This is a genomic window from Saccharicrinis aurantiacus (genome assembly GCF_947489045.1).
Lineage (GTDB): Bacteria > Bacteroidota > Bacteroidia > Bacteroidales > Marinilabiliaceae > Saccharicrinis > Saccharicrinis aurantiacus.
Genome location: NZ_CANLCN010000013.1, coordinates 74,245 through 100,133, shown reverse-complemented (window position 1 = coordinate 100,133; position 25,889 = coordinate 74,245). Strand labels below are relative to the sequence as shown.

Annotated in this window: 15 protein-coding genes; 14 read left to right on the top strand and 1 reads right to left on the bottom strand. The window is 35.0% G+C overall.

Annotated elements, in window-relative coordinates; all coding sequences use genetic code 11:
- The first annotated feature begins 8 nt into the window (after positions 1-8).
- Entirely contained in the window at positions 9-317 is a 309-nt protein-coding gene (locus QMO11_RS15025) for a thiamine-binding protein (RefSeq protein ID WP_282038038.1), read from the top strand.
- A 67-nt stretch (positions 318-384) separates the two neighbouring features.
- On the opposite strand, the gene QMO11_RS15020 is transcribed toward QMO11_RS15025, so the two are convergent.
- The gene (locus QMO11_RS15020) at positions 385-2,913 is read right to left on the bottom strand and encodes a glycoside hydrolase family 2 TIM barrel-domain containing protein (RefSeq protein WP_282038037.1); all 2,529 of its coding nucleotides are present in this window, start codon (positions 2,911-2,913) and stop codon (positions 385-387) included.
- 284 nt (positions 2,914-3,197) lie between these two features.
- Between QMO11_RS15020 and QMO11_RS15015 the strand changes: the two genes are divergently transcribed.
- The 13 genes from QMO11_RS15015 to QMO11_RS14955 all read left to right on the top strand — a co-directional run bounded on the left by QMO11_RS15015 (position 3,198) and on the right by QMO11_RS14955 (position 25,661).
- Positions 3,198-4,316, top strand: a complete 1,119-nt coding sequence (locus tag QMO11_RS15015; protein WP_075601768.1) for an adenylate/guanylate cyclase domain-containing protein — start codon at positions 3,198-3,200, stop codon at positions 4,314-4,316.
- Positions 4,317-4,468: 152 nt separating this feature from the next.
- The gene (locus QMO11_RS15010) at positions 4,469-8,527 is read left to right on the top strand and encodes a hybrid sensor histidine kinase/response regulator transcription factor (RefSeq protein WP_282038036.1); all 4,059 of its coding nucleotides are present in this window, start codon (positions 4,469-4,471) and stop codon (positions 8,525-8,527) included.
- A 312-nt stretch (positions 8,528-8,839) separates the two neighbouring features.
- Positions 8,840-10,759 carry an FAD-dependent oxidoreductase gene (locus QMO11_RS15005; RefSeq protein WP_282038035.1) on the top strand — a complete coding sequence of 640 codons (1,920 nt, stop codon included), beginning with the start codon at positions 8,840-8,842 and terminating at the stop codon, positions 10,757-10,759.
- A 284-nt stretch (positions 10,760-11,043) separates the two neighbouring features.
- Positions 11,044-12,132, top strand: coding sequence for a hypothetical protein (locus QMO11_RS15000; RefSeq protein WP_282038034.1), 1,089 nt, complete (start codon positions 11,044-11,046; stop codon positions 12,130-12,132).
- Positions 12,133-12,172: 40 nt separating this feature from the next.
- On the top strand, positions 12,173-13,600 hold the full coding sequence (locus QMO11_RS14995; RefSeq protein WP_282038033.1) for a carbon starvation CstA family protein: 1,428 nt from the start codon (positions 12,173-12,175) through the stop codon (positions 13,598-13,600).
- A gap of 191 nt (positions 13,601-13,791) precedes the next feature.
- The gene (locus tag QMO11_RS14990; RefSeq protein ID WP_282038032.1) at positions 13,792-14,199 is read left to right on the top strand and encodes a hypothetical protein; all 408 of its coding nucleotides are present in this window, start codon (positions 13,792-13,794) and stop codon (positions 14,197-14,199) included.
- A 14-nt stretch (positions 14,200-14,213) separates the two neighbouring features.
- Entirely contained in the window at positions 14,214-15,146 is a 933-nt protein-coding gene (locus QMO11_RS14985) for an IS3 family transposase (protein ID WP_282038031.1), read from the top strand.
- A 599-nt stretch (positions 15,147-15,745) separates the two neighbouring features.
- Complete coding sequence (locus tag QMO11_RS14980; RefSeq protein ID WP_282038030.1) at positions 15,746-18,205, top strand: choice-of-anchor tandem repeat GloVer-containing protein; 2,460 nt, start codon at positions 15,746-15,748, stop codon at positions 18,203-18,205.
- A gap of 151 nt (positions 18,206-18,356) precedes the next feature.
- The gene (locus tag QMO11_RS14975) at positions 18,357-19,031 is read left to right on the top strand and encodes a GOLPH3/VPS74 family protein (protein ID WP_282038029.1); all 675 of its coding nucleotides are present in this window, start codon (positions 18,357-18,359) and stop codon (positions 19,029-19,031) included.
- Positions 19,032-19,252: 221 nt separating this feature from the next.
- Positions 19,253-19,624 carry a DUF2071 domain-containing protein gene (locus tag QMO11_RS14970; protein WP_282038028.1) on the top strand — a complete coding sequence of 124 codons (372 nt, stop codon included), beginning with the start codon at positions 19,253-19,255 and terminating at the stop codon, positions 19,622-19,624.
- Between the two features lie 481 nt (positions 19,625-20,105).
- On the top strand, positions 20,106-22,502 hold the full coding sequence (locus tag QMO11_RS14965) for a glycoside hydrolase family 2 TIM barrel-domain containing protein (RefSeq protein WP_282038027.1): 2,397 nt from the start codon (positions 20,106-20,108) through the stop codon (positions 22,500-22,502).
- A gap of 220 nt (positions 22,503-22,722) precedes the next feature.
- Positions 22,723-24,081: a sulfatase gene (locus QMO11_RS14960; protein WP_282038026.1), complete on the top strand. Its 1,359-nt coding sequence runs from the start codon at positions 22,723-22,725 to the stop codon at positions 24,079-24,081.
- Between the two features lie 89 nt (positions 24,082-24,170).
- Positions 24,171-25,661: a sulfatase family protein gene (locus tag QMO11_RS14955; protein WP_282038025.1), complete on the top strand. Its 1,491-nt coding sequence runs from the start codon at positions 24,171-24,173 to the stop codon at positions 25,659-25,661.
- The last annotated feature ends 228 nt before the right edge of the window (positions 25,662-25,889 follow it).

The following is a 25,889-nucleotide window of genomic DNA, read 5'->3' as shown; positions in this document are numbered from 1 at the left end:
TATACTTTATGAAAGATTATATAAATGAGAATACTGTAAATATTGCGGTACAAGTGTTACCGGTTTCAAAAACTAAAGACTCTTATGATTTGGTTGATAAAGCCATTGAGATTATTCAAAACTCAGGAGTAAAATATATTGTAACTCCTTTTGAAACAGTGATGGAGGGAAAATATTCAGAGTTGATGAATATCGTGAAGGATGTTCAGAATGCTTGTTATTTAGCAGGTTCAGAAAAAGTGATGTGCTATGTTAAAATTCAATCGGTATTGAATAATGATGTAACTATAGATGATAAAGTAGGGAAGTATCAGTAATTAGATAAACTGGTAAATAAAAAAAGCTGCATATAGCAGCTTTTTTTATTTAATTTAAATCTGAATTTTATTTCAAATCTAAAGTGATGGTTTGTGTCTCAAAACCTTCAGCTTTAACGTTTACTTTTAGAGCTCCTTTAGTTTTATTAGCTTGAATAATTGCTAAACAACGTCCTTTATCAGTTACAATAGTGTTCGATTGGAAATCTTGGTTGTTATGGTCAGCACCGGTATCTACTCCTAATAAACGAGCGTCGCCCACAATCTCAAACTCAACTTTTGTATTCTCGGTTTTTACTTCTCTTCCTTTTTCATCAACTAGTTGAATAACTAGGTGCGATACATCATATGCGTCAGCTTTTAATGTTGATTTATCTGGAGTAACCGTTATACCAACTGGTTTTGTTGTTGTGTGTAATTCGGCAATGACTTCTTGTCCTTCAAATCCTGCTTTAGCAGTAATAGTACCTGCTTCGAATGGGATGGTCCAACGGAAAATACGGTCGGGACATTCTGACATACTTTTACGACCCATTGAGCGACCATTTACCAATAGTTCTGCAATAGTGTGGTTTGAGCAAATTTCAACAGTCACCATTTCGCCTTCTTCGTAATTCCAGTGCATATTTGAATCTCTCCAACGGTATGCACCACTGTTTTCTGGTAACTGCTGTCCTGAAATACTAGTTCTCTTAAAACCTGATTCACTCAAAGGTAATGTACCAAGTGAAATATGTGGTTTGTTAACCCAAATGCTTTTAAAGTAATTCCATCCTTGAACTTTAAATCCTGCGATGTCTAATAAATCAGACCATCCACTTTTTGATGGCCAATCACCATGGCGCTCTCCAATGTAGCCAATACCGGTCCACATATAAATACTAAATACCCCTGGATTCTCAAGTACCATTCTCCAATCGTCCCATGTTCCTGGGCACTCATTAATGGTTACTTGTTTGTTAGGGAAGTGCTTCTGCGACCATGGAATATCAAGGTTTCTGTAACTAAAACCAGGAACGTCAACGGCATGTCCATAACCAGTTACCATACTTACGTGAGGAATAACAAGGTTGGTAGTTGTGGTTCTACTAGGATCAAGTTCTTTTACCCAACCATTTAGTTTCTGTGCAGTTTCGTGTAGTTTGTATTCTGTTTTTTCAATTTTATCGTAACGTTTTTTCAATTCCTCAGGACCATACATTGGAGCACTTCCCCAATATTTACCTGAGTTTTGTGGTTGCTTAGGATCTTTCCAGAAACCGGTTACATAACGATAATGTAAATAGGTCCACTCAATTTCGTTACCAATGCTCCATTGGAAAACCGAAGGGTGGTTACGATCACGAAGAATAGTGCGCGTTAAATCGCTTTTTGCCCATTTTTGAAAATGTCTGTCATGACCTCTGGTAATATAATCATCGTGTCTATCGTGATAGTTCTGACGCTTATCTTTAGCATAATCAAACTCATCGAAAATCTCATCTTGAACCAAGAAGCCCATTTCATCACATAAGTCTAAAAACTCTTCTGAGAAAGGATTGTGCGAAGTTCTGATGGCATTAACACCACAAGCTTTCAACTCCTTAAAACGACGTTCCCAAACGCCTCTTGGAACTGCGGCTCCTACTAATCCACCATCGTGGTGAATACAAATACCTTTAACATCCGTTTCAACACCATTTAAGAAGAAGCCTTTTTGTGCCTCAAAACGAAGACTACGAATACCGAAAGGCGTTGTGTACTCATCAACTACTTTGCCGCCTTTTGAAATTTGTGTTACGGCCTTATACATATTAGGTGTATCAGGAGTCCATAGCGCAGGATTACTTACTTTAAAGTTTTGAGTAAAGGCCTTTTTATTCTTTTTCCCCAGTTGAGCATCTTGACTAGCGCTTGCCACAACTGTACCCGCTTTGTTAATAAGTTGGGTAGTTATAGTAAATTCACTTTTGTTGTTCAAGTCGTTTTCTACACTTACTTCTAATTTAACGGTAGCTTCTTCTTTGCTTACCTCAGGAGTTGTTAAGTAAGTACCCCAAATTGGAATGCGTGTTTTATCAACGGTAATTAACTTTACGTTACGGTAAATTCCACTACCTGTATACCAGCGGCTATCTGCATATCTTGAGTGATCAACATGAACGGTTATAATATTATCGCTTCCGTCAGAGCTTAACAAATCCGTTAAGTCGAAATAAACAGGAGAGTATCCATAAGGGTTTTCACCTAGTTTGGTTCCGTTTAACCAAAATGTAGCGTTATTATAAACACCATCGAATAACACAAAAGTGCTTTTTTCGTTTTTATCAACAGGTGTAGTAAAATGTTTTTGGTATACACCAACGCCTCCTGGTAGGTAACCAGTACATCCTTCTAAAGTAGAATCGAAAGATGCTTCAACACTCCAATCGTGTGGTAAACGAATATCTCTCCAATTGGCATCAGCCATCGGAATTTTTGTTGGAATGGTAGTGTCTTTTTGAAGACTAAATTTCCAATCGAAATTGAAATCTGTTTCGCGCTCTACTTTTTCTTGCTGTTGGCAGGATGCAAAAGCAATCGCTAAGATTAGTACTAATAAATTTGAAAGCTTCATGTATTATTTCTTTTAAGTTTTGTCTTGTGCAATACTACCACATAAAGCTGAGTATGGTTTTCTTGTGTGAATAGATAAAAACTAGACATGCTTTGAATTGTTTTATACTTAGGGGGGCAAATGAATATTGAAGTAGGGGGAATGATATCTCTAGCTTTGAAAGATGTGTTATAAATGAATTACTTATGGAGTAGCGATCATTTGTATGTTGCTTTTTAACAAGTTTTCTGCAACAAAAAAAACTTTTTTAGGTAGACTTGTGCACACATGTTCATTAATATTCTATGTTTCTACGGGAAAAGATAAAAATTTGGAGAAGGCAAGTATGGCGTTTGTTTTGGTATCATTTGGCTTTTTGGAATTTGGCTTTATTCCTTTTCGTATTCCTTACAGGAGATGCTTCATTATTCTCTAACTTTTTTAGCGGTGTTGTTGAAGAATCAGAGTTGCCTGTATACTTGCAAATATCTAGTGTAGCTTATATTATTGCAACTCTAATTGCCATTTCTGAATCTCTATTTTCAGATAGGGTAATGCGAAAACTCCCAAATTTTATGATTGTATTACCGAGGGGAGTTTTTTATGTTTTTATAGCTTATGCAGTAATCTTTTTTTCCACCACAAATTATAAACTGGTTGCCGAAATCAGATCACTTGAAGACTTTGCAGCTTTAACACCTGAACTTACCCTGTACCATATCAAACTTCTGGTATTTTTTGCCATTGCCTTTATTATCAATTATCTCTTTAAAGAGATGTATAAAAAAATAGGAGTTGCCAACTTTCGGTATTGGGTTACAGGGCAATTAAATAAACCGCGCGAAGAAAAGAGAATATTTATGTTTGTTGATATGAAATCGTCAACTACACTGGCGGAGAAACTCGGGCATAAGCGTTTTAGTCATTTGGTGCAAGATGTTTTTAACGACCTCGCAATTGTTGATAATTATGAGGGCGAAATATATCAGTACTTGGGTGATGGAGCCATTATAACTTGGAGCAAAAAGAGTGGAACAAGAAACAATAATTGTATAAGAGCCTATTTTGCTTTTTTAAGAGTTATTGAAAGGCGTAAAAGATATTATAGTAAAAGATACGATGTTGAACCTAAGTTTAAAGCCGGCTTACATTATGGTGATACTATGGTGCTTCAGGTGGGTAATGTAAAAAGAGACATTTCGTATAATGGAGATGCTATAAATACTGCGGCTCGTATTGAATCTATGTGCAATGAATATAAGCAGAGTATATTATTATCAGGACTATTATACGAAGGCTTAGATCCGAAAGATGGTTTTGATTTTAAGGAAGTAGGAAATATTAAGCTCAAGGGTAAAACTAAAGGGACGCAGATATATTCGGTTAAGCAAAATAAAAAGAAGAAAAAGAAATTCTTGTACTAAAGGACAAGTATTGCAGGAAGAAGGATCGTACACATCGAACTATGTTTTAATCTTTGATTTGAGATGGCCCAAATTTCTTGATGTTAGATGCTGAATGAGTAAATATTTAGATAATTTCAATATTTTTACTGATCAATACCATTCGCGATTATATGTTCAAAAAATCTCATCTTTTCATTAAGTGTATACTTATATTTCTTTGTGTAGCAATAGAATCTATCAGTGCATCTAGTACACTTAATTTTAATAAACAATATAGCATAGCAGATGGCCTATCGGATAATGGAGTAACCCTTGTTTTTCAGGATAGTAGATCATACGTTTGGGTTGGTACCTATAACGGACTGAATAGATATAACGGTTACGAATTTGAAGTTTATAAAAATACACCTCACAAGAAAATTTTAGCGGGCAGGCGCATTCGATCTTTTTGCGAGGATGCAAAAGGAAATATTTGGATTGGTACCGAGTATGGTGTTTCTGTATACAATTACGAAAAAGACTTCTTCTTTACCCTAAAAATGCCTGAGGCTTATGCATCAAAAAGTCTTATAGTTAGAAGCATTGTGTTCGATAAATTAACCGACAAGATATTTTGTGCTACAGAAAAGAGTGGGATTTTAGTATACGAATCTGATTATAGTTTTTCTCACAGAATATCCTTTTCAGATGATTTGGGTTACATTATTTGCGGAAAGAATAGTCTGTCCAATATTTACTACGGAGGATCAAAGGGCTTAATAGAATTTGATAAGGCTTCAGAAACATGCAGACTTATTGAAACATTACCAGTCGGAAAAATTCAAGATTTAGTATTTCTTAATGATAGCAACTTATTGTTAGCATCTTCTAACGGAATTATACATCTCCAAAATGAAACTAAGTCGGGTGAATGGCTGGTTCATAATCAATTTGAGAAAGACTATTGTTTTACTTCAATCCTGAAAGGTGCAAATAATAGTTTTTGGCTAGGTACTTTGCGCTCGGGTTTATTATTTGTTGATGATGTATCTTCAATATTGAATGATCAAACCTTATTAAAGAAACAACTTTCAAAAGGAATTAGCAGGGTAAGCAGTATTATAAAACTTAGTAATAATAGTATATGGGTAGGTAGTTTTGATATGGGAGTGTTTCAATATTCGTATCAGCCCAATATCTATAAATATATCAATACGTCAAATGAAAATTTTAGAGTTGATAGAATTCAGCACATTACTCAATCAGACTCTAGTTCAGTTTATCTGGCAAGCAATAGTAAACTCATAAAATACAATAAGCAAAATAACGAATTTGAGTCATCAGATATTAACTTATACAAATGGTTGAAGAAACAAATTAGTAAAGTTTTTATCGATTCGAATAAAAGAAAATGGGTTTGTGTAGGTACGCAATATTTATATTTAGTTGATGCAACGGGAGAGGTTTTGTTTAATTTAACCACTCAATTTCCATCTTTAAATAATATTAAAGCCATTTGCGAAGATAATAAAGGTCAAATTTGGTTAGCTACGGAGAGCGATGTTTTTAGAATTGTGGTTGGCGAAAGTGTTGATGTGTTATCATTAAAAGAGGCAGGAGTTTTCAAGGGGAAGTCATTTAATCATATCAACAACATATATGTAGATCCACTATATCCTGATTTATGGCTAACTACATATTATGAAGGTTTGGTTCGAATTACGAATATTGATAAGGACGATTTTGAATTTGAGCAGTTCGTAAATATTCCAAACGATAGCTTAAGCATACCTAGTAATTTTGTTACATCCATAGTACGATTACCTAATAAGCAGCTGTGGATTGGCACTGAGGGTGGTGGTTTGTGCGAACTTAAAACAAACAATAATGAAACTAGTTTTAAGGCCTTTACTGAGCGCGATGGTTTGAGCAATAATATTGTAAGAAGTATTCTTACGAAACACAATACACTTTGGGTTGCCACAAATAATGGTTTAAACATATTAAATACCGATAATGCGGCTATTACCAAATTAAATACCGATGATGGCTTACCCTTTAATTCATTTCGATTGGGTGCTGCTAAACTTCAGGATGGTACAATGTTCTTCTCGGGTTATAAGGGCTTTTTCTATTTTAATTCCGATGATATTAACGCTAAAAAAGATATTCCAAACCTCGAATTCGGTGCTTTAAAACTCAATAATAGAATTATTCATCCTGGAGATACTGTCGCAAATAGAGTTCTATTGGATAAAAGGTTGAATGAGCTTGATAAAATTGAATTGAATTATAACGAAAATGTATTCTCGATAGAGGCAATTCCTTTACATCTATCAGCTCCTAATTCACATTATTTACAATATAGGCTCTTACCACTGAATAAAAAATGGATTGAAGAACGAACCAGTCAGAGATATATTAATTTCAACGGTTTACCTCATGGCGATTATACTTTAGAGGTGAGAGTTTCAAACATTAACAAAGAATGGTCAGTGGCAAAAACTTTGCATATAAGTATTAAGGCTCCATGGTGGGAGTTAATGTGGGTAAGGTTATTAGTGGTGTTCATAATAGTTCTAGGAATTTATATTGCGGTTAAAACCCGATTTAGGTTAATTCAGTTAAACCACAAGGTTGAATTAGAGCAACTAGAGAAGAAAAATGTAGAAGATTTAAACAATGCCAAACTACGATTTTTCTCTAATATTTCGCACGAGATTAAAACGCCTCTTACTTTAATATCTGGCCCAGTAGGTGTTTTGCTCGATCGGTTTAAGGCACAACCAAATATAAAGGATAAGCTTGATATGATTCAGCGTCAATCCATAAAAATTGCACAGTTGGTTGATCAGGTTCACGATTTTCAACGTTCAAATGCCAATCAGTTAGAGTTACAAAAGTCGCATTTCAAATTCGATGAATTTATAAAACAGTTAGTCAGTCAATTTGAGTTTGTTGCTACCACCGATAATAAAAAGCTTGTTTTAAAGGGGCCAAGTAATGTATATGTATGGGCCGATGAAAATAAGTTAGAGAAAGTAATTAATAATTTATTAAACAATGCGCTTAAATTCACCGATTCTGGCGATACTATTGTATTTGAGTATGAGTTGAGTAATTCCGATTTGTTATTTAAAGTTACGGATACTGGTTGTGGGATAGCTCCCGATGCATTGCCTTTTATTTTCGAGCGTTTTTACCAGGCGGGTAAAGCAGGTAAGTCTTATGCAGGTGGTTCTGGCATTGGTTTGGCATTCGCAAAAATGTTGGTTGAGATGCATTATGGAAGCATTAGTGCTTCAAGTGTTTTGTCGGAAGGAACATGTATTACAGTGCGATTACCAATTGTTGAAAATGAGGATATTGACCTTATTAAGAAGATGGAAAATGAGGTGTTATCCACTGAAAAAAGTTCTGTTACCTATAGTTTCCTTTCTGGGGATACTGAGGATGAAAATATACAGGTGAATTCTGATTTCGCAGACGCGCTCATTTTTTTCGCGGAAGATAATACTGAGTTACGTCGTTTTGTGGTAGATACTTTAGGTCAGTTTTATAATATAAAAGCCTTTGAAGATGGACAACGCTTGTTGGAGGCAATGAATCATCAATGGCCAGATATTATTATTAGTGATTTAATGATGCCAAATTTAAATGGGTTTGAGCTTTGTAAAAATGTAAAAGCAGAAATAAAAACCAATCATATCCCTTTTATTTTACTAACTGCTTCATCTTCTCTTAACGATCAAATTAAAGGATTAGAAAAAGGAGCAGATTTGTATATTAAAAAGCCATTTAATATGCAGTATTTGGTTACAAGTATCGATGCATTATTAAAGAGCAGAGTACAATTAAGGGAGCGTTTTCAAATGGAAGTTCCTTTAAAACTAGATAGAGGAGATAAACAATCAGAGAATAATTCTTTCCTCACAAAACTTTACGAATTATTAGATGAGAATTTATCTAATACAGAGCTTGAACTCGATAGCTTAGCAAGTGCATTATTTTTAAACCGAACCTTTTTCTATCAAAAAGTAAAAGCACTCACCAATCAAACACCATACGAATTATTAAAATCTTACCGAATTAAGAAAGCTGCATTTTTAATGATAAATGAGCGTTTATCTGTTCAAGAAACTTTTGAACAAACTGGTTTTAAAAGTCGCGCTCATTTTAATAAAATGTTTAAGGATACATACGGGGTTTCTCCAAGTCAGTATATGAAAAATAAGCTGTCAGAAGAATAAGTTCTTATTATTTTACAAATCGTATTTTAACAATATTTATTTTCATAGATGTATGTTTTTTAGTGATTTGTGTTCCTGTTTTACTCGGGAGTAACTAGTCTTTATGTACGAGTAAGTCTTTGTGCGCATCATTTGCCTTTTTTGTTAAACCATTTTAAGCAATAGTTTTTTGCAGGATGGTTAATGAATAAAAAAAATGTTTTTATGAAGTAAATCTTCGGTTTAAAAAGATACCACTTTAGAGTTTTAGAGGTATGCTATTGGATTTGAAGAAATGCATCAAAAGCCCACACGAAAGCAAATATTAAACACATGAAAAGAAGAGATTTTTTTAAGAAGGCAAGCGCGGGTGCTGTAGCAGCAACTATGGTTCCTGTTATTGGAAAGGCAGCCCCTGCTCCTGAGCTTTTAGGTGACCGAAAAAACGATAAATGGTACCAAGTTGCTACCGGCAAAATGGCAAAGCCTGATCGTAAGCAAACCCTTGAATACGATGTTGCTGTAATTGGTGGCGGAATGGCAGGTATTTCAGCAGCTGTTTCGGCCGCTCGTAATGGTGCTAAAACCATTTTAGTGCAAGATAGACCTGTTTTAGGAGGAAATGCATCTAGTGAAATGCGCGTTACTGTAAATCAAGGAAGCCATAAGGAACGCGAGTCGGGTATTGTTGAAGAAATATTAATTGAAAACTGGGTTTATAACCCTCAGGATTCTTATCCTATTTGGGATCATGTGCTTTACGGATTTGTAACACGTCAGCAAAATTTAACCTTAATGCTAAACACCCAAGCTGTTGACGCTATAATGGATGGGAATGTTATTAAAAGTGCCATTTGCTGGGGAAGTACTAACGAAACAGAATTTACCATAAATGCCAAGCAATTTATCGATTGTTCAGGCGATGGCTTGTTAGCTGCCATGGCAGGTGCAGAGTATAGAACTGGGCGCGAGTCAAAGTCTGAATTTGGCGAAGATCATGCACCTGAAAAAGCCGATGGTTGGACAATGGGCGATTGTATTATGATGGTTACAAAAGATATGGGAGTTCCTGTACCTTTTAAAGCCCCTGATTATGCAATTCCATTTGATTATGAAGCTGCATTTAAAGATAAACACCGCAGAATTAAGCAAGTTAAAGAAGGTTATTGGTGGGTTGAAGTAGGTAATGAGTTTGATATTATTGCCGACCGCGAAAATATCAGACATAAGTTAATGGCCTATTTTTATGGTGTTTGGGATTACATTAAAAATTCAGGAAACCACCCTGAGGCCGAAAATATAGCATTGGATTGGGTAGGTTCAATTCCTGGCCGTCGCGAATCACGTCGTTTTATAGGCGATACGCTTTTAAATCAGGTTGATTTATCATCGGGTAAAATATTTGATGATGCCGTAGCTTTTGGCGGATGGTCTTTTGATGAACACAATCCTGGCGGGATTGAAGATTTATCTCAACCGGCGAGTTATTTTCATAAAGGGATCAAAGAGTTGTACCAAATTCCATACTCAGCCTTGTATTCACGTAATATTGATAATCTTTCCCTTTCGGGAAGAAATGTTAGTGTAACTCACATGGCATTATCTTCTACGCGTATTATCGGAACCTGTTCCACAATGGGGCAGGCCACAGGAACAGCCGCTGCAATGTGTGTAGCTAAGGGTTTAAATCCTCGCGATATTCGCAATAAACATATCAACCAATTGCAAGAGCAATTATTAAGAGATGATGCATTTATTCCTAAACGACCAGCAAAGGATGTTAATGATTTGGCTCGAATAGCCGATGCAATTATTGGTTCATCAACACTTTCAGGCGATACTAAATTATTGGTTGATGGTATGTCGCGCGATAGGAAAGATGCAATACACCATTGGGAGGCTGAAGGATTAAACGCCGAATTAACTTTAGAATGGAAAAAACCTGTTAAGATATCTCAGGTTGAATTAAAAGGAGAAACTGTTGTGTCGCGTAAAATGATGATGCACAAAAATCCTGATAAGTATACAAGACAAGGACAAATAAAAGCCGTGCCACCAGAACTTATAAAGACTGCAAGTATTGAGGCTAGAGTAAAAGGGAAGTGGATTAAAGTGGCGAAAATAGAGGATAATATCACACGCTTGATGAAGACCAATTTTGATCAAGTTAAAACTACAGCTATTCGTATAAAGTTTGAAGAAACTTGGGGATACGAAAATGCAAAACTTTACGAAGTTCGTTGTTATTCTTAATTAACTGATTAAAGATTATAGGTGTGTGCAAGCACACACCTTTTTTATTAATACCAATTCTATTTTAAAGTGAGCCTTAAATTGTTTTGCGTATTTTTAGCTTGGGCAAGCCTGCCTGTCCGGTAGGCAGGGCGAAAAATTGAGGCATAGCCTTAGCTACGGCGATATTTTTTAACGATGGATAAGTTAAAAAGGACGAAAGAATAAGGCTCATTTTAATGTAGTATTGGTTATAACTGAGTATGAGAGTTTGTGTTTTTGTAAAGTGTCTAATTGTAATAATATTGTCCTCAGCATGGCAATTCTCACCTTCTCAGGATACACCCGGTTCTGATTCTTATCGAGTTACCATAAGTCACCCAGGGAGCATTGAAAAAGGCACACCAATTGATTTGAGGGTAATCAAAGACAGTAATAACATGCCCTCTGTGTATTATGCAGTGGTGAAATCAGTTTACTGTTACGATGAGGTTTGTAAAATTGATCCGGTTACAATTTACTGGAATAGTATTGGCGAATACCTTCGTTACGAATTACCGCCAGATGTATATCTTGAGAAATATGAAGGTGAGGCTTTTGTAAAAACAGATTACGAAAAATTAGATCGCATTCTTCATGATGAAAATTCGCCCTTTAAAGATTTGAAGATTGATGAAATTACGGCTTCTTACTCAAGGCACATAGAAGAAGGAATTGATGCAATTTCTGGAGCAACCATTGTTGATTTAGATGAAAGTTCAACCATTGAAGGTTCAAGTTTAACCTGTTATACCCTTTGGCATTGGGCTAATGGTAGTATAAAAGATAAAATCCAAGAAATTACAGCCAAAAATCTTAGCTCAAATCAGTTATTACATTTATTGAATAATAGTGAAGCCTATCAATCATTTGCCATAAAGCATCTCATTGTTAGAAAGGCTTATGGCGAGAAAATTATACGTCATATGATGGCTTATTCATCTCAGGCATCAAAAGTAAATTTAAATGAGTTTGTTAAATACGCAGAAGGTGCTCCTGTTGATATCTATTTTAATATGATTGATGAATTAATGCCAAAGGCAAATTCAATGCAACGCGTTTCTTATCTTAGTTCGCTTCGAAAGACTAGCTATTCAATCCCTAATGGATATTACACAAAAATCAGTTATCAATTAGCCGATTATCTCAATTATCAAGAAGTAGATTTGTTAATTAGTTTAATTGAGGATAAAAATGAAATAAACAGTGAGGTGCTTCAAAATGTATTTTTACTTTTAGATAAAGAAATTCTTGTAGCCCGAAGAGCTTATTATTTTCTAATAAATCAACAGCTTAATAAGGAACAATCAAAGCAGCTTAATAAGTTTTACAAAAAGAATAAAGACTATTTATAGACTCTAACAAAATTATAGTTAATCTAAAATCTATTGAAAAATGATCACATTTTTAATTTGTATCGCAGCTCTCATAGTTGCATACTTTGTTTACGGAACCTACATTGAAAAACGTTTTGGTGCCGATCCAAATAAACCAACTCCTGCCATTACTAAAAACGATGGTGTTGATTTTGTACCTCTTAAGTTGAGTAAAATATTTCTAATTCAGTTTTTAAATATAGCTGGTCTGGGACCAATTTTTGGTGCCATAGCAGGTGCCTTATGGGGGCCGGTGGCCTTTTTGTGGATTGTATTCGGATGTATTTTTGCAGGATCTGTGCACGATTATTTCTCAGGTATGCTTTCCATTCGTCATGGGGGAGAGAGTATTGCTGAAATTGTTGGTAAGTATTTAGGCCTAAGTGTTAAACAATTTATGCGAATATTTTCAGTGGGTTTACTAATTATAGTAGGTGTTGTATTTGTTAAAGGACCTGCCACAATATTGCAAGGCATAACAGGTGGAGATTTAACCATAATAATGGTAGCAATTTTTGCCTATTACCTATTAGCAACCATGATTCCTATTGATAAACTAATAGGGAAAATTTACCCTTTATTTGGGATGTCCTTATTAATTATGGCTGTAGGTTTATTGGTAACCATTCTTTATCAGGATTACACCATTCCTAATTTGAATATAAGTTCTTTTCAAAATTTTCATCCGTCACCTGAGAAGTACCCAATCTTTCCAATGTTGTTTATTACAATTGCATGTGGAGCTATATCTGGTTTTCATTCCACGCAATCGCCATTAATGGCTCGTTGTATTTCCAATGAAAGAGATGGTAAAATAATCTTCTTTGGAGCAATGATAACTGAAGGTATTGTTGCATTAATATGGGCTGCAGTTGCCATGGCATTTTTTGGTGGTGTGCGTGAATTAGGTGCAACAATGGCCGAGCCTGGTCATAATGCCGCATGGGCAGTTAATACCATTTGTAATACCATGTTAGGCAAGATAGGTGGAGTTTTGGCATTAATAGGAGTAGTGGCTGCACCTATAACTTCGGGAGATACGGCTTTTAGAAGTGCAAGACTTACTATCGCAGATTCTTTAAACTTAAATCAGGGTAGTTTACTTAAAAGACTATGGGTAACCATACCTATATTTATTGTGGCTTTAGCATTAACCCAAATCGATTTTGCGGTAATATGGCGTTATTTCGGATGGGCAAATCAAGTATTAGCAACAATTGTTTTATGGGCAGCAACCGTATATATGCATACAGTAAAGAAAAAGGCGTGGTTTTTATTAATACCATCCATGTTTATGACGGCTGTTGTATCAACCTATATTTTAGTGGCACCTGAAGGTTTTGGATTGCCTTATGTTTTATCTATTTCTGTTGGAATTGGACTTGCCGTTATTTTAGGAGGATGGTTTATTATAAAACACCTTAGTATGGATAAAGAAAAATATTAAATAAAGATTAATTGAAAGATAGTTAGGTAATCATAATAATAGGCCTGATTATTGAAAGCCCTAATTTGTTAATATCAGATTAGGGCTTTTTTATGTTTTGAATACCCCACACGTTCGCGCGTTCAATGTCATTAAGTTAAGAAAACTCACTGTCCTACACTAAAATAGCTTGACACAAAAAATAAGCTATTATGGCAAATAGATCTCCAAATTTAAGTGACAACATGGAAGGATTTCATGTTGATAAAATTGATTACACAAAATATGAAATCAGCTTTAGGCGTTGGCTTGTAGCAGAGATCGATTCGGGAAAGATGACAATAGAAGAAGCCAAAATAAGGTTTAGCCTTCCTGTTCACTTTTCTACCCTGTATAAGCAAAACTGGCACCCAAAGTACAGTGATGAAATTCATTTATCTTTGCAAGCTATGAGCAGTAAAGAAAGAGCAGATAACAAATCCTTAGAAAAGCGCATAAAAGAACTAGAGAAGCAATTAGAGCTTGCTCAGATGAAAAATGTGGGCTTAAATACTATGATTGATATAGCTGAGCAGGACTACAAACTTGAAATCAGAAAAAAGTCTGGCCCCAAACAGTAGACGTACTGGCACAGATGTATCCTTTATCTACAAAATCGGTCATTTGTGGTCTGTTTGGGTATAGCCGTCAGGCTTGGTACGACAGTAAAAAACGCCATTCTCGTTTTCAAATGGAAGAAGTTTTCATTCTTAAACAGGTTAAAGTCTTGCGTCAGGAACATAAGCGCATGGGAGGTGAAAAGCTACATCTCTTACTAAAGCCTGTATTTGAAGAACACGGAATTAAGTATGGACGTGATAAGTTTTATAACTTATTAAGCGAACATGGTTTACTGGTGAGGCGCCGAAGGCGCAACCCAAGAACCACCAACTCAAATCATTTTTATCGTAGGTATCCCAATTTAATAAGAGACATGGAATTATATAGTTCAGGGCGCTTATGGGTAAGTGATATTACCTACATCAGAACCACCAAAGGCTTTGTTTATTTATCACTTATAACAGACGCCTACTCGAAGAAGATTGTTGGTTGGTGCTTGTGGCCTAGTCTTTCTAGTGAAGGCGCTTTAAATGCCCTTAAAATGGCTGTATCGGCTGAAGGTGTAAGGGCAGGGCTTATTCATCATTCAGACAGAGGTATCCAGTATTGCTGTAATGATTACGTGAACTACTTGAAAGGCGCGAAGATTGATATATCAATGACAGAGAATGGTGATCCATATGAGAATGCCATAGCAGAACGAATTAATGGCATTCTAAAAGATGAGTATGAATTAGCAGAAACTTTTTCGGATTATCAATCAGCCTTAGAGGCGGTAAAAACAGCCGTTTATAAATACAATAATAAACGGCCACATCGTAGTGTAGATATGCTATTTCCTATAGATGCACATGAACAAAAGGGACTATTAAAAAAGCATTGGAAAAAACGTAGTTACAAGCAGAAGCAAGAAACAGGAATAGATGAGAAAAGTGTGAGAATAAACCAGGAGGAAGAAAAAAAGTGAAAAATATAGTAGTCATAAAAAAACGAGCTGTTCTTTGTTTCGGGCTTAAGCCCGAAACAAAGAACAGCTCTCAGGAATAACCTTATCACATTTAATTAAACTTAGTAATAAGAAATTTATAGATTTGTAACCAAGGAGTAAGCAAAACAACACTCCATTTCTATAAAAATAAAGTATAAATCTGTCAAGCTATTTTAGGGAAGGTCACTCACTGTCTGACAAAGAGTCACTTTTTACCACCATACCTAAACTTTGCACCACCATACCTTGCCTTTTTATGATCATACCTCGCCTTTTACTGACAAAGAGTCGCTTTTTGCTACCATACCTCAACTTTACAGCCCCATACCTTACCTTTTCAGCTTTAGGAGACCCTAATATGTGATAAAGGCATTTTTATTTTAGTTCTAAATTAACATATGTAGATGTACATAGTTAAAGTTTTGCTATTTTCATAGTCAAATTGTGTAATTCCACTGGCGTATATATCACCATTTAAGGTGAGTATACAGATATACTCTATGATGATATATGCATAGGGTGAGTATATATTCAAGTTGGCATTCATAAAAAAAAAGTAACTTTAAAAAAAATAAATAATGAAAACAAAACTATTATTTCTAGCATTTTTGGGAATTAATCTTTGTTATTCCCAAACCCTTGTTTTTCCACTTTCTAATGGTGGTAGTAAAGATCAAGGTACGGTTTTCAAATATGATTATTCCAATGGAAATCATGAGGCTATTTTCTTTGACCATGAAGTTGAAAAATCAGATCACCGCGGAATAGGAAGTACGAATCGAGAAAGTAAAGGAACATACGTAAGTTCAAACAGTTGTATTTACTATACATTTGCTGCAGGTGGCACACACGCCTATGATGCAGAAGCTCAAGGTCAAATTATTAAGTATGATTTAACTACAGAAGAATTTTCCGTTGTTAGAAGTTTTAGTGTACTCAATTACGAAGAAGGCAGTGAACCTACAAATGGTTTAACCGAATACAATGGGAAATTGTATGGTGTTTGCCGAGTTGGAGGAGTAAATGATAACGGAGTTATTTATTACATAGACTTAACTGATGACAGCTATCACGTGGTTCATGAATTTCTTGAATCTACAGATGGTGCTTTTCCGAATTCATCGCTGATTCTGGAGACTAACAAGCTGTATGGAGGAACTAGAGTATCTACTGATGGCAATGGATTTGTTTTATACGAATTCGACCCTTCAAATAATAACTATTCGGTTTTATCTGAGTTAAATGGATGGGGAGTCGCACAACCCATTAATGATCTTATTTTTAAATCTGGATTGTTATACTATTGTAGTTCATCATTAGTAGGATATTATAATTTTGGTTTAAACACATTAAACACGGTACATCAAAGTACCGGTACAAATGACGTCTTAGGAAATTTTTATCAGGGATTTAATTTTAGTTCTAATACTGGTAAGCATTATGTTACTGCAAGTGGCGGTGGAAGTAATAGTAAAGGAGCGATTTTAGAGTTAAATTCTAGTGCTCCTCAACTCGTAAATGTTCATTCTTTTGGAGCTAATGGTGTTTTCCCTCAACAAGAATTAATTGATTTAGGTAATGGAAAACAAGCCGGTGTAACCCTCGAAAACGCAACCGATAACCATGGTTCTCTTTTTGAATTCTCTGCAACTAATATTGAAACTCCTATATTCAGTTTTCCAAACACTAATACGGATGGATACCGTATACAAGGAATACCTGTATTAGTGAATAATGTGCTATATGGTTTTGCTGATGAAGGTGGAGCCAATGGTAGTGGGGTTTTTTATAAGTATGACCTCTTAACTTCTACCTATAGTAAAATTAAAGATATGGGAAGTTCAAATGGTAGAACTCCAATTGGTCAAATTCTTCCAACTGGAACAGGTGATTATTTAGGACTCAATGCAAGAGGAGGTGGTTTTGGTTACGGAACAATTTTCTCATCAGATTTGAATTCTATTACAGGTGTTTATGATAACATCGACAACAATATCATTGAAGAATTCGAAACCAACTTAGTTCTTTTTAATGGATTGTATTATGGAGTAGGCGCTGCTTACGATCCAAATTCCGTTGAAAGTTTTAGCGTGCTGTTTTCTTATGATCCAGTAGGAAGCTCCATCTCATTAGTTGCTGCCATAGATCCTAGTGGTATTGCAGGGGTTGCTTTACCAACTTCAATATCTGAAGGGAACTTATTGCTAGAGGGAAATAAATTATACGGATTTACAGCAGGAAAAATATTTGAATATAACTTAGACATGAACGCAATCTCATATCCTCATACATTCAACACCTCTATTGATGGAAATACTACATTTAAGGCTGAAATCGATAATGGTGTTATTTATGGTATAAATAATCAGGGAGGAGCTAATGGCACAGGAGCGGTCTTTCAATTTGAAATTGGAAACTCAACTTTTTCAGTTTTAGAAGATTTTACCTCAATGACAGGAAATCCTGTTAATTTAGCATTAGTAGGCGTTTATTTATATGGTATAACTTCATCAGGAGGTGTAAACGACATAGGTTCAGTTTTTAAATACGATTTATTGAACAATATGTACTCAACGATCCATGATTTAGATTCAACGGAAGGTTATTACAGAGGTGCTAAGTTATTTTTAGCTTCTGACGATAAACTTTATGGTACTCTTGATGAAGGTGGTCAAAATGGTTATGGTAGCATTATTAAAATCGATCCGACTCTCGATGTGGTATCATTCCCTTTTCACTTTACTGAATTAACCGGAAACACAACTTTAAGGAGCATGATCACTGAGATAAACAGCTCATTATCAATTAACGAGTTTGATATTAGCGATTTCAAGGTTTTTCCAAATCCAGTAAAAAACACTTTAAATGTAGAGCTAAATAACATTAATAAAATTGAAATTTACTCAACAACTGGAAATCTAATTAAAAGCATTAAAAATTCGAGCATTATAAATGTGGCAGATATTAGTTCAGGGATTCTGATAATAAAGGTCTATAACAACGATGGTATCTTTTCTTCAAAATTCATAAAAGAATAACTAATGCCAACAAGGTATAAAAGCAATAGCGGTTTGGGTGCATACTCAAACCGTTTTTTTTTTTAATAAGTATAATGCTTCCCAAAAGGCAGTTAAAATAAATCCGCTACTGCTCTTATACAAAACGTTAGTGGCATAACCAAAGATAGCTATGATAGAAAATACAGCAGAAAGATTTCTAATACTGATTCAGCATCCAGAGAAATGCCGATTTATTGTGTCAGAGCAGATAAAGAATGTCGGATTCTTGGGGGCAATTTTCCTAGACTTATCGAATTCGAAAAATTTAGACATAGAAAATGGGAGAATAATTGTTAAATCTGTCGATGTTGATTTATCAACAAGCCATCTAATAGTTATAGAACAAATTGCAAAATCTAGAAGAACCCGGAAAATTAAATCATGGTTAAACATATTTTCAATAAAATCGAGAAAGTATCAAAAGGATATATTTTTGGGACTTGAAAAAAAAGGAATTATAAGGATTAATCATAAACGGTTTTTAGGAATCAAGTATTACAATACTCAGTTGACCAACCCAACAGTTAGGGATAATGTAATTAGTGAGCTTCGTAATATTATTTTTAATGAAGCAGTAATGAATGCTGAAAATTTGATAATTCTTGGATTAATAGAAGCTTGTAAAATGTATAAAATAATTTGCAGGGATAAAAAAGAGATTAAGGTTTGCAAAAGAAAGTTGGGTGAAATATTGAAATCTGATTTAATTGCACAAGGAGTTGATAAAGTTATTAAAGAAATGCAAGTAGCAATAATTGGTGCTGTGGTTGCATCGGCTGTGGCTTCGACTACTAGTTCAAATTGAATAAGTTATGCCACACACACACACCAATAAACAAAGTTCATAGGCCTTAGTGTAGTTTTGGGAGTTTAGCTCGTTTAATAAAACCACCGAAACTTTTGTTTCGGCTAGTCAAAAGAATAAATTTATAACCTATACAAAAGTTCGCTCTGCTGAGCTTTGGTTATTTTGGCTTTTCAGATTCAGCCTACATGCTTTGATAGAGCTTTAGCCAATTTGAGAAAATGACAATCCGAGAAATATTAAATACAACTGAACACAGGCCTTGGAAAATGCCCACTGAAAAATGGAAATTTTATCAAGAATGGAATAATGTAATATTTCTTCATTGGCAAGTGGAGTTATCTGAATTGAAAAAGTTTGTTCCAAAAGAACTCGAAATTGACCTTTTTGGCGAAAAACCTTTGGTTTCTGTTGTGGCTTTTACAATGGAAAATATAAGACCGAAAAACCTACCTTCTTTTGCACTAATTTCAGATTTTGATGAAGTAAATATTAGAACATATGTGAAAGCAAATAATAAAACGGGTGTTTGCTTTTTGAGTATTGAAGGTGGAAAAAAATTGTCTTGCAAAGTTGGTAGAAGCCATAATTAGAGATAAATCGCAATCAACATGAAGTAAGTTAGATGCGAAACGCGAATTAAGTGATGCTGTAACTGCATTACCACCTCTACCTTGCTTGTTGAGAGCTTTAGAAACTCAGGAGCTCGGTTTATTATAAAACACCTTAGTATGGATAAAGAATTATAATAAATGAAGATTAATTGAAAGATAGTTAGGTAATCATAATTGTAGGCCTGATTATTGAAAGCCCTAATTTGTTAATATCAGATTAGGGCTTTTTTATGTTTTGAATTCTCAATAATTTCTAGGATATTGTTAGGTGCAATGATTAAGTTGTTGAATGTGTGATTATTGATAATGGTTTGTTGTTTAAATATCATCTATGCTTACATATGAAGATAATAAGTGTTAAATAGCATACTGTAAAAACTAAAAATAAATCTGAACTAGTTATTAATATAAATATTTGAAACCTAAATTGGGTTTCCCAAATAGTCCAAATAAAAACAATATGTATAGTTGTAAATATCTATTAGTATCCTTGCTAAGTATATTATTTCTTAGTGTTAATGCTCAGGATAATCCTGTTCGTCAGCGACAAAGCTTTAATTATAACTGGAAGTTTAGTTTAGGTGATAGTATTGCTTATAGCAGTAGCACCTATAATGATAGCACATGGAGGGAGTTAAGTTTACCTCATGATTGGAGTATTGAAGCTGATTTTTCTAAAAAACTGAGTGGCAGAAATGCATGGCTTCCCGGGGGAATCGGATGGTATCGAAAACAATTTTCGCTTTTACCTGAAGAAGAAGGAAGGCATTTTGAGTTGCAATTTGATGGTATTTACCGACATGCAAAAATTTGGATTAATGATATATATGTAGGTGTACAATACGATGGGTATACAAGTTTTTATTATGATATCACAGATTACCTTCATTTTGATAAGCCAAACACAATTGCTGTCCGTGTAGACAATTCTGATCAACCTAATGCAAGGTGGTATACAGGATCTGGGATTTATCAAAATGTGTGGTTAAATAAAGTGAATCCTTTACACATAAAGCATTGGGGAACATACATAACAACGCCTACCGTTAATAATCAAGAGGCAGAAGTTGAGATCACTACAGTCATTGAAAATATGGGTGAGAGTAGAAAAATAGTTTTAGAAACTACTATATATACGCCTGAAGGAACTAAGGTAGGTTTTAGAAAAACCAAGCCATTCGAGATTGGTCAATTTGAATCGGTTGAGAAATTTAGTGCTATCGTAATTCGTAATCCTTTTCCATGGTCGCTTGAAACACCTAATATTTATACTGCTGTTACTCAAATAAAAGAAGGTAATACAATAATTGATGATTATACCTCGGAATTTGGAGTGCGTACGATCCGTTTTGATGCAAATAAAGGTTTTTTATTAAACGAACAGAATATAAAACTTAAAGGAGTTTGTGTGCATATGGATGGTGGTCCATTGGGTGTTGTTGTTCCTAAAGCTGTTTGGCGCAGAAGGCTTGAAAATTTGAAAGAAATTGGATGTAACGCAATTCGCACTGCTCATAATCCCGCAACTCCTGAATTCTTGGATTTATGCGATGAACTTGGTTTTCTGGTTATGAATGAATTTGTTGATAAATGGGATGATGAAAAATGGGCAAATCCATTCTTCGAAATGGAATGGAAAAAGAATTTTGCCAGTACCATTGCCCGCGATCATAACCATCCTTCAGTTATTATTTGGAGTGTAGGAAATGAGAATTATTCTCCCGAAGATATTCGCCAAACAATAGGCTTAAAAAAGTATTGTAACTATGTACGATCATTGGACCCAAGCAGACCAGTAGTTTCAGGAATGGAAAGGGGAAAGGATACTGATGTTGCTGCAAAAGTTGATGCTATTATTGAGAGTTGCAAGTATATGGATTTAATTGCACTTAATTATGGAGAGCAATGGTGCAGTAAAATTGGAGAGCGTAAACCAGGAAAAGCTTATATCAGTACCGAGAGTTATACTTACTTCACAAGTAATCCTGAAAAGAGATTTGCCAACAACGAAAGGAGTCCGTGGTTTGATGTGCTCGAAAATGATTTCAATGCCGGATTGTTTCTTTGGGTTGGAATTGATTACCTAGGTGAGTCGAAGAAATTTCCAAAAATCGGATCTGATAGTGGACTCCTCGATATTGGAGGAAATATTAAAGAAAGAGGGCGTTTTTACCAATCCTTATGGACTGAAGAGCCTATGGTAGAAATTTTTGTGTACGACGATGATCCTGATGATTTTTCAAACTCAGGTCGTTGGGGCTGGCCTTCAATGTCGCAGGCATGGAACTTTTTAAAAGGAGATCAATTAAACTTGGTAACTTACACTAACTGTGATGAAATTGATTTATACGTAAACCGACGTAAAGTTGGAACGCAACAAATGGCCGATTCTTTAAATCATATTATGAAATGGAAAGATGTAATTTATAAACCTGGAGTAGTTAAAGCTATAGGTAAGATAAAAGGAGAAGAGGTTTGCGAGTTCGAGATTCATACTGCTGGAATAGCTGAAAAAGTTAATGTTAAAGCAGATAATGAAATGCCAGAGTCATGGGATATAGTTCATGTTGAGGTTGAAGTTGTTGATGAGGATAATTTTGTTCTTCCAATCTATTCTGATGTGCTTCGATTTGAGATTGAAGGCGATGCTAAAATACTTGGTGTAACCAATGGAAATATGAACCGAGCACCTATTTATCCTGATAAAACAAAAAGTTTTGCGCATAATGGCAAGTGTCTTTTAATTCTAAAAATGGGCAAGGAGCCTAGCGATGTAAAACTTACTGTATCAGCTGTTGGTTTAGAACCTGGCATAATAGAAATAAATAAAACAGTTGTAGAAGAAATAGAAGAATAAATTTTAAAATAATCTGATTATCGAGTCCTTACAGGTTTTAATTGTAAGGACTTTTTTTGTGGGTAATTGTACCAATGTGTACAATACCTACCATGGCTATTTACTTTCAGGTACACAGAACGTACTTATGGACACAATGGGCTAGGCAAAATTGAATTACTTTACGTTGATAAAATAAATAAACTATTCACTAAAGAATAACTTAAATTAATATATCAGGATGAGGAAATTATTCATTTTAGCAATTGTATTATGCATAGCTGTTGGCAGCTTCGCTAAAAAAACACAAGATCAACCAAATATTGTAGTACTTTTTGTTGATGATTTAGGATGGGCTGACTTAGGTTACCGCAATCCATTATTTGATACGCCCAATGTTAATAAGTTAAGTGAAGAGGGTATGGACTTTGAGCGTGCATACGTTGCAACGCCTACTTGTAGTCCCTCAAGAGCATCATTAATGACCGGGAAAGAGCCTGTACGCTTTCAAATGGTTCGTCATATTTCTGAGGAAGATAAAAAAACAGGGCGCAATGAAAATAAATACCATTTATGGGATAGAGATCCTGCGCAAACACCATCAATAACTCGTTTGCCACTTGAAGAAATTACCTATGCAGAACGCTTAAAAGAGTATGGTTACTACAATATGTTTGTGGGTAAATGGCATTTAGGTCACGAAGAATATCACCCAATACATCAAGGTTTCGATGAGCAATTTGGAACAAGTAATCATGGTCATCCAACTTCTTATTACGAGCCTTATTTCAGATACGCTAGTCCATTTGAAGAAGGTCAATTTCCGAAGGACAAGTATTTAACTGATATACTAACCGATAAAGCGGTTGACTTAATAAAGAACTACAAAAAGAAACAACCATTTATGCTTAATTTATGGTATTACGATGTTCATGGTCCGCATATTGGAAAAAAGGAATTAATTGAAAAGTATGAAGCAAAAGGTATGGAAAAGCGTTTTGCAAATTATGGAGCGATGGTTGAGGCTATGGATCAATCAGTAGGGCGAGTGCGTGCCGCATTAGAAGAAAAAGGAATTGCAGATAATACGGTTATTTTATTTACTTCAGATCAAGGGGGATACTTTACAAATTACCCTTTGAGAGGAAAAAAGAATGGCGGTAACACACTTGGTGAAGGTGGCGCACGTGTTCCTTTTATTATTTACTATCCAGGAGTTACTAAGCCTGTAAAATGCGCGGTTCCAATTCAAACCTTAGATGTTTATTCAACATTGGTAGAAATTGCCTCAGGTAAAGATCAAAAAGATCCTCAAGTAAATGGTGTTAGTTTAATGCCATTGATTAGAGGTGAAGAAGTTGCTGATAGAGATTTATTCTTTTATCGCTCTTACGAAGATCAGTACGCTGCAATAATCTCAGGCGATTGGAAACTGATTAAGTATAGAAGTGGAAATTATGAGCTTTTTAACTTGAAAGAAGATGTCAGCGAGGTAAGTAACTTGATTTTTGTTAACCCTAAAATTGCGAATCCACTAAAAAAGAAGTTGCAAGATTGGGAAGATGAGGCAGTTCCTAAAAATCCTAAAGTAAGTTTCTAGAGTTTTTTTAATAATTAAAGCCTAGGTTGTTATTAACAGCTTAGGCTTTTCTGTATAGCAGAAAAGAATACATTATAATTTATAAACCGATGAAGAAGAGTCTAATAGTTCTATCCTTTCTTTTAGCTACAGTTTTAAATATCTCAGCTAAAAATCAACCTAACATCATTTGGATTATGGCTGAGGATATGAGTATCGATTTAGAGTGTTACGGCATGAAAGCTGTAAAAACACCAAATTTAAATAAACTTGCAGAACAAGGTGTACGTTTTGATGAGTGTTTTGTAACCAACCCTATTTGTTCGCCTAGTCGTTCAGCTATGATGGTTGGTACGCACCAAGTGAGAATAAATGCCGGAAATCACAGAAGTAACAGAAATGTACCTTTGGATGAGCAGTTCAAGCCTTTTACATATCACCTGCGTAAAGCAGGATATACTTGTATTCTAGGTCACCATAGTGTGATGAAGAATGGGCGCAAAATCGACTGTAATTTTAAAACTGAAGCCTTAGGTGAGTGGGATGGTAAATCAAAGTTCGGACTTTTTGATAAGTATGATAATTTTGAAGCACAAGATCAGCCTTTCTATGCTCATATTCAGTTAGTAGTTACACATCGTGGCGATTGGTGGAATGAAATTCGTGAGAAATCAGCTCATCCTGTCAATCCTAATGATGTTGAATTACCGGATTATTTGGCAGATCACCCAGTGATTAGATTAGATTGGGCTAAGTATTTAGACCAGGTAGAGTATATGGATGGCGAAGTTGGAATGATTGTTAAGGAACTTGAAGATAAAGGTCTTGCCGACAATACCATTATTGTTTTTATTGGAGATAATGGTAGATGTAACATAAAAGGAAAGGGGTATTTAAATGATCCAGGTTTACATATTCCTTTTATTGCATATAATCCTAAAGGTTTACCCGGAAAAAAAGTGCGTAAAGATGTAGTATCAGCTACAGACATTACTGCAACTGTTTTGGATTGGGCAGGGGTAGAAGTTCCTGATTATATGACAGGGATGCCAGTTTTTGATAAGAAATTTAAGCGCGAGTATTCCTATGGAGCCCGAGATCTTTGGGATGAGGTGGAAGAAAAAATGAGATCAATCACCGATGGTGAATGGAAGTATATTAGAAATGATAAAACCGACTTAGCGTGGGATGCACACCAAGCTTATCTTGAGTTTTATCGCCCAGCAGTGCATATTATGCGCGAATTGAATAAAGAAGGAAAACTTACTAAAACGCAACAATTCTTCTTTAATTCAACAAAGCCAAAAGAAGAGTTGTACAACCTTAAGAATGATCCTCAAGAACTAGTTAACCTCGCGAATAACCCTGAATATGCAAAGCAGTTGAGTAAAATGCGAAAAGCTACGGAAGAATTCGACTCAGAGTATGTTCCTGTAAATAATATTTACGAACCCATCGCTCCTGTATCGGTAGATGTTTTAGAATGGCTTAAGACTGAAAAACCAGACGCTTATGAACAAATGCTGGCAGGAGTTGAGATTGGTTTTAAGAAGTATACAACCGAATATAAAAAGGCCATGAAGGCAAAGAAGAAAAAATAATACCAAATGCATTATTGAATGAATGATAAGAAATTGAATTATTTATAGATTCTACGATGAATAAAATATGAGCTATAGCCATAGCTACATTGATATTTTATGAAGCAATAGAATCTTTATAGAAACAATTTATATCAATCATTTGATAATGTTTTTGGTATAAGATTATTATGGGTGAAGCAGGCTATTGCTTCGCCCTCAAAATTGCTACGTTTTATTGAACCTTAT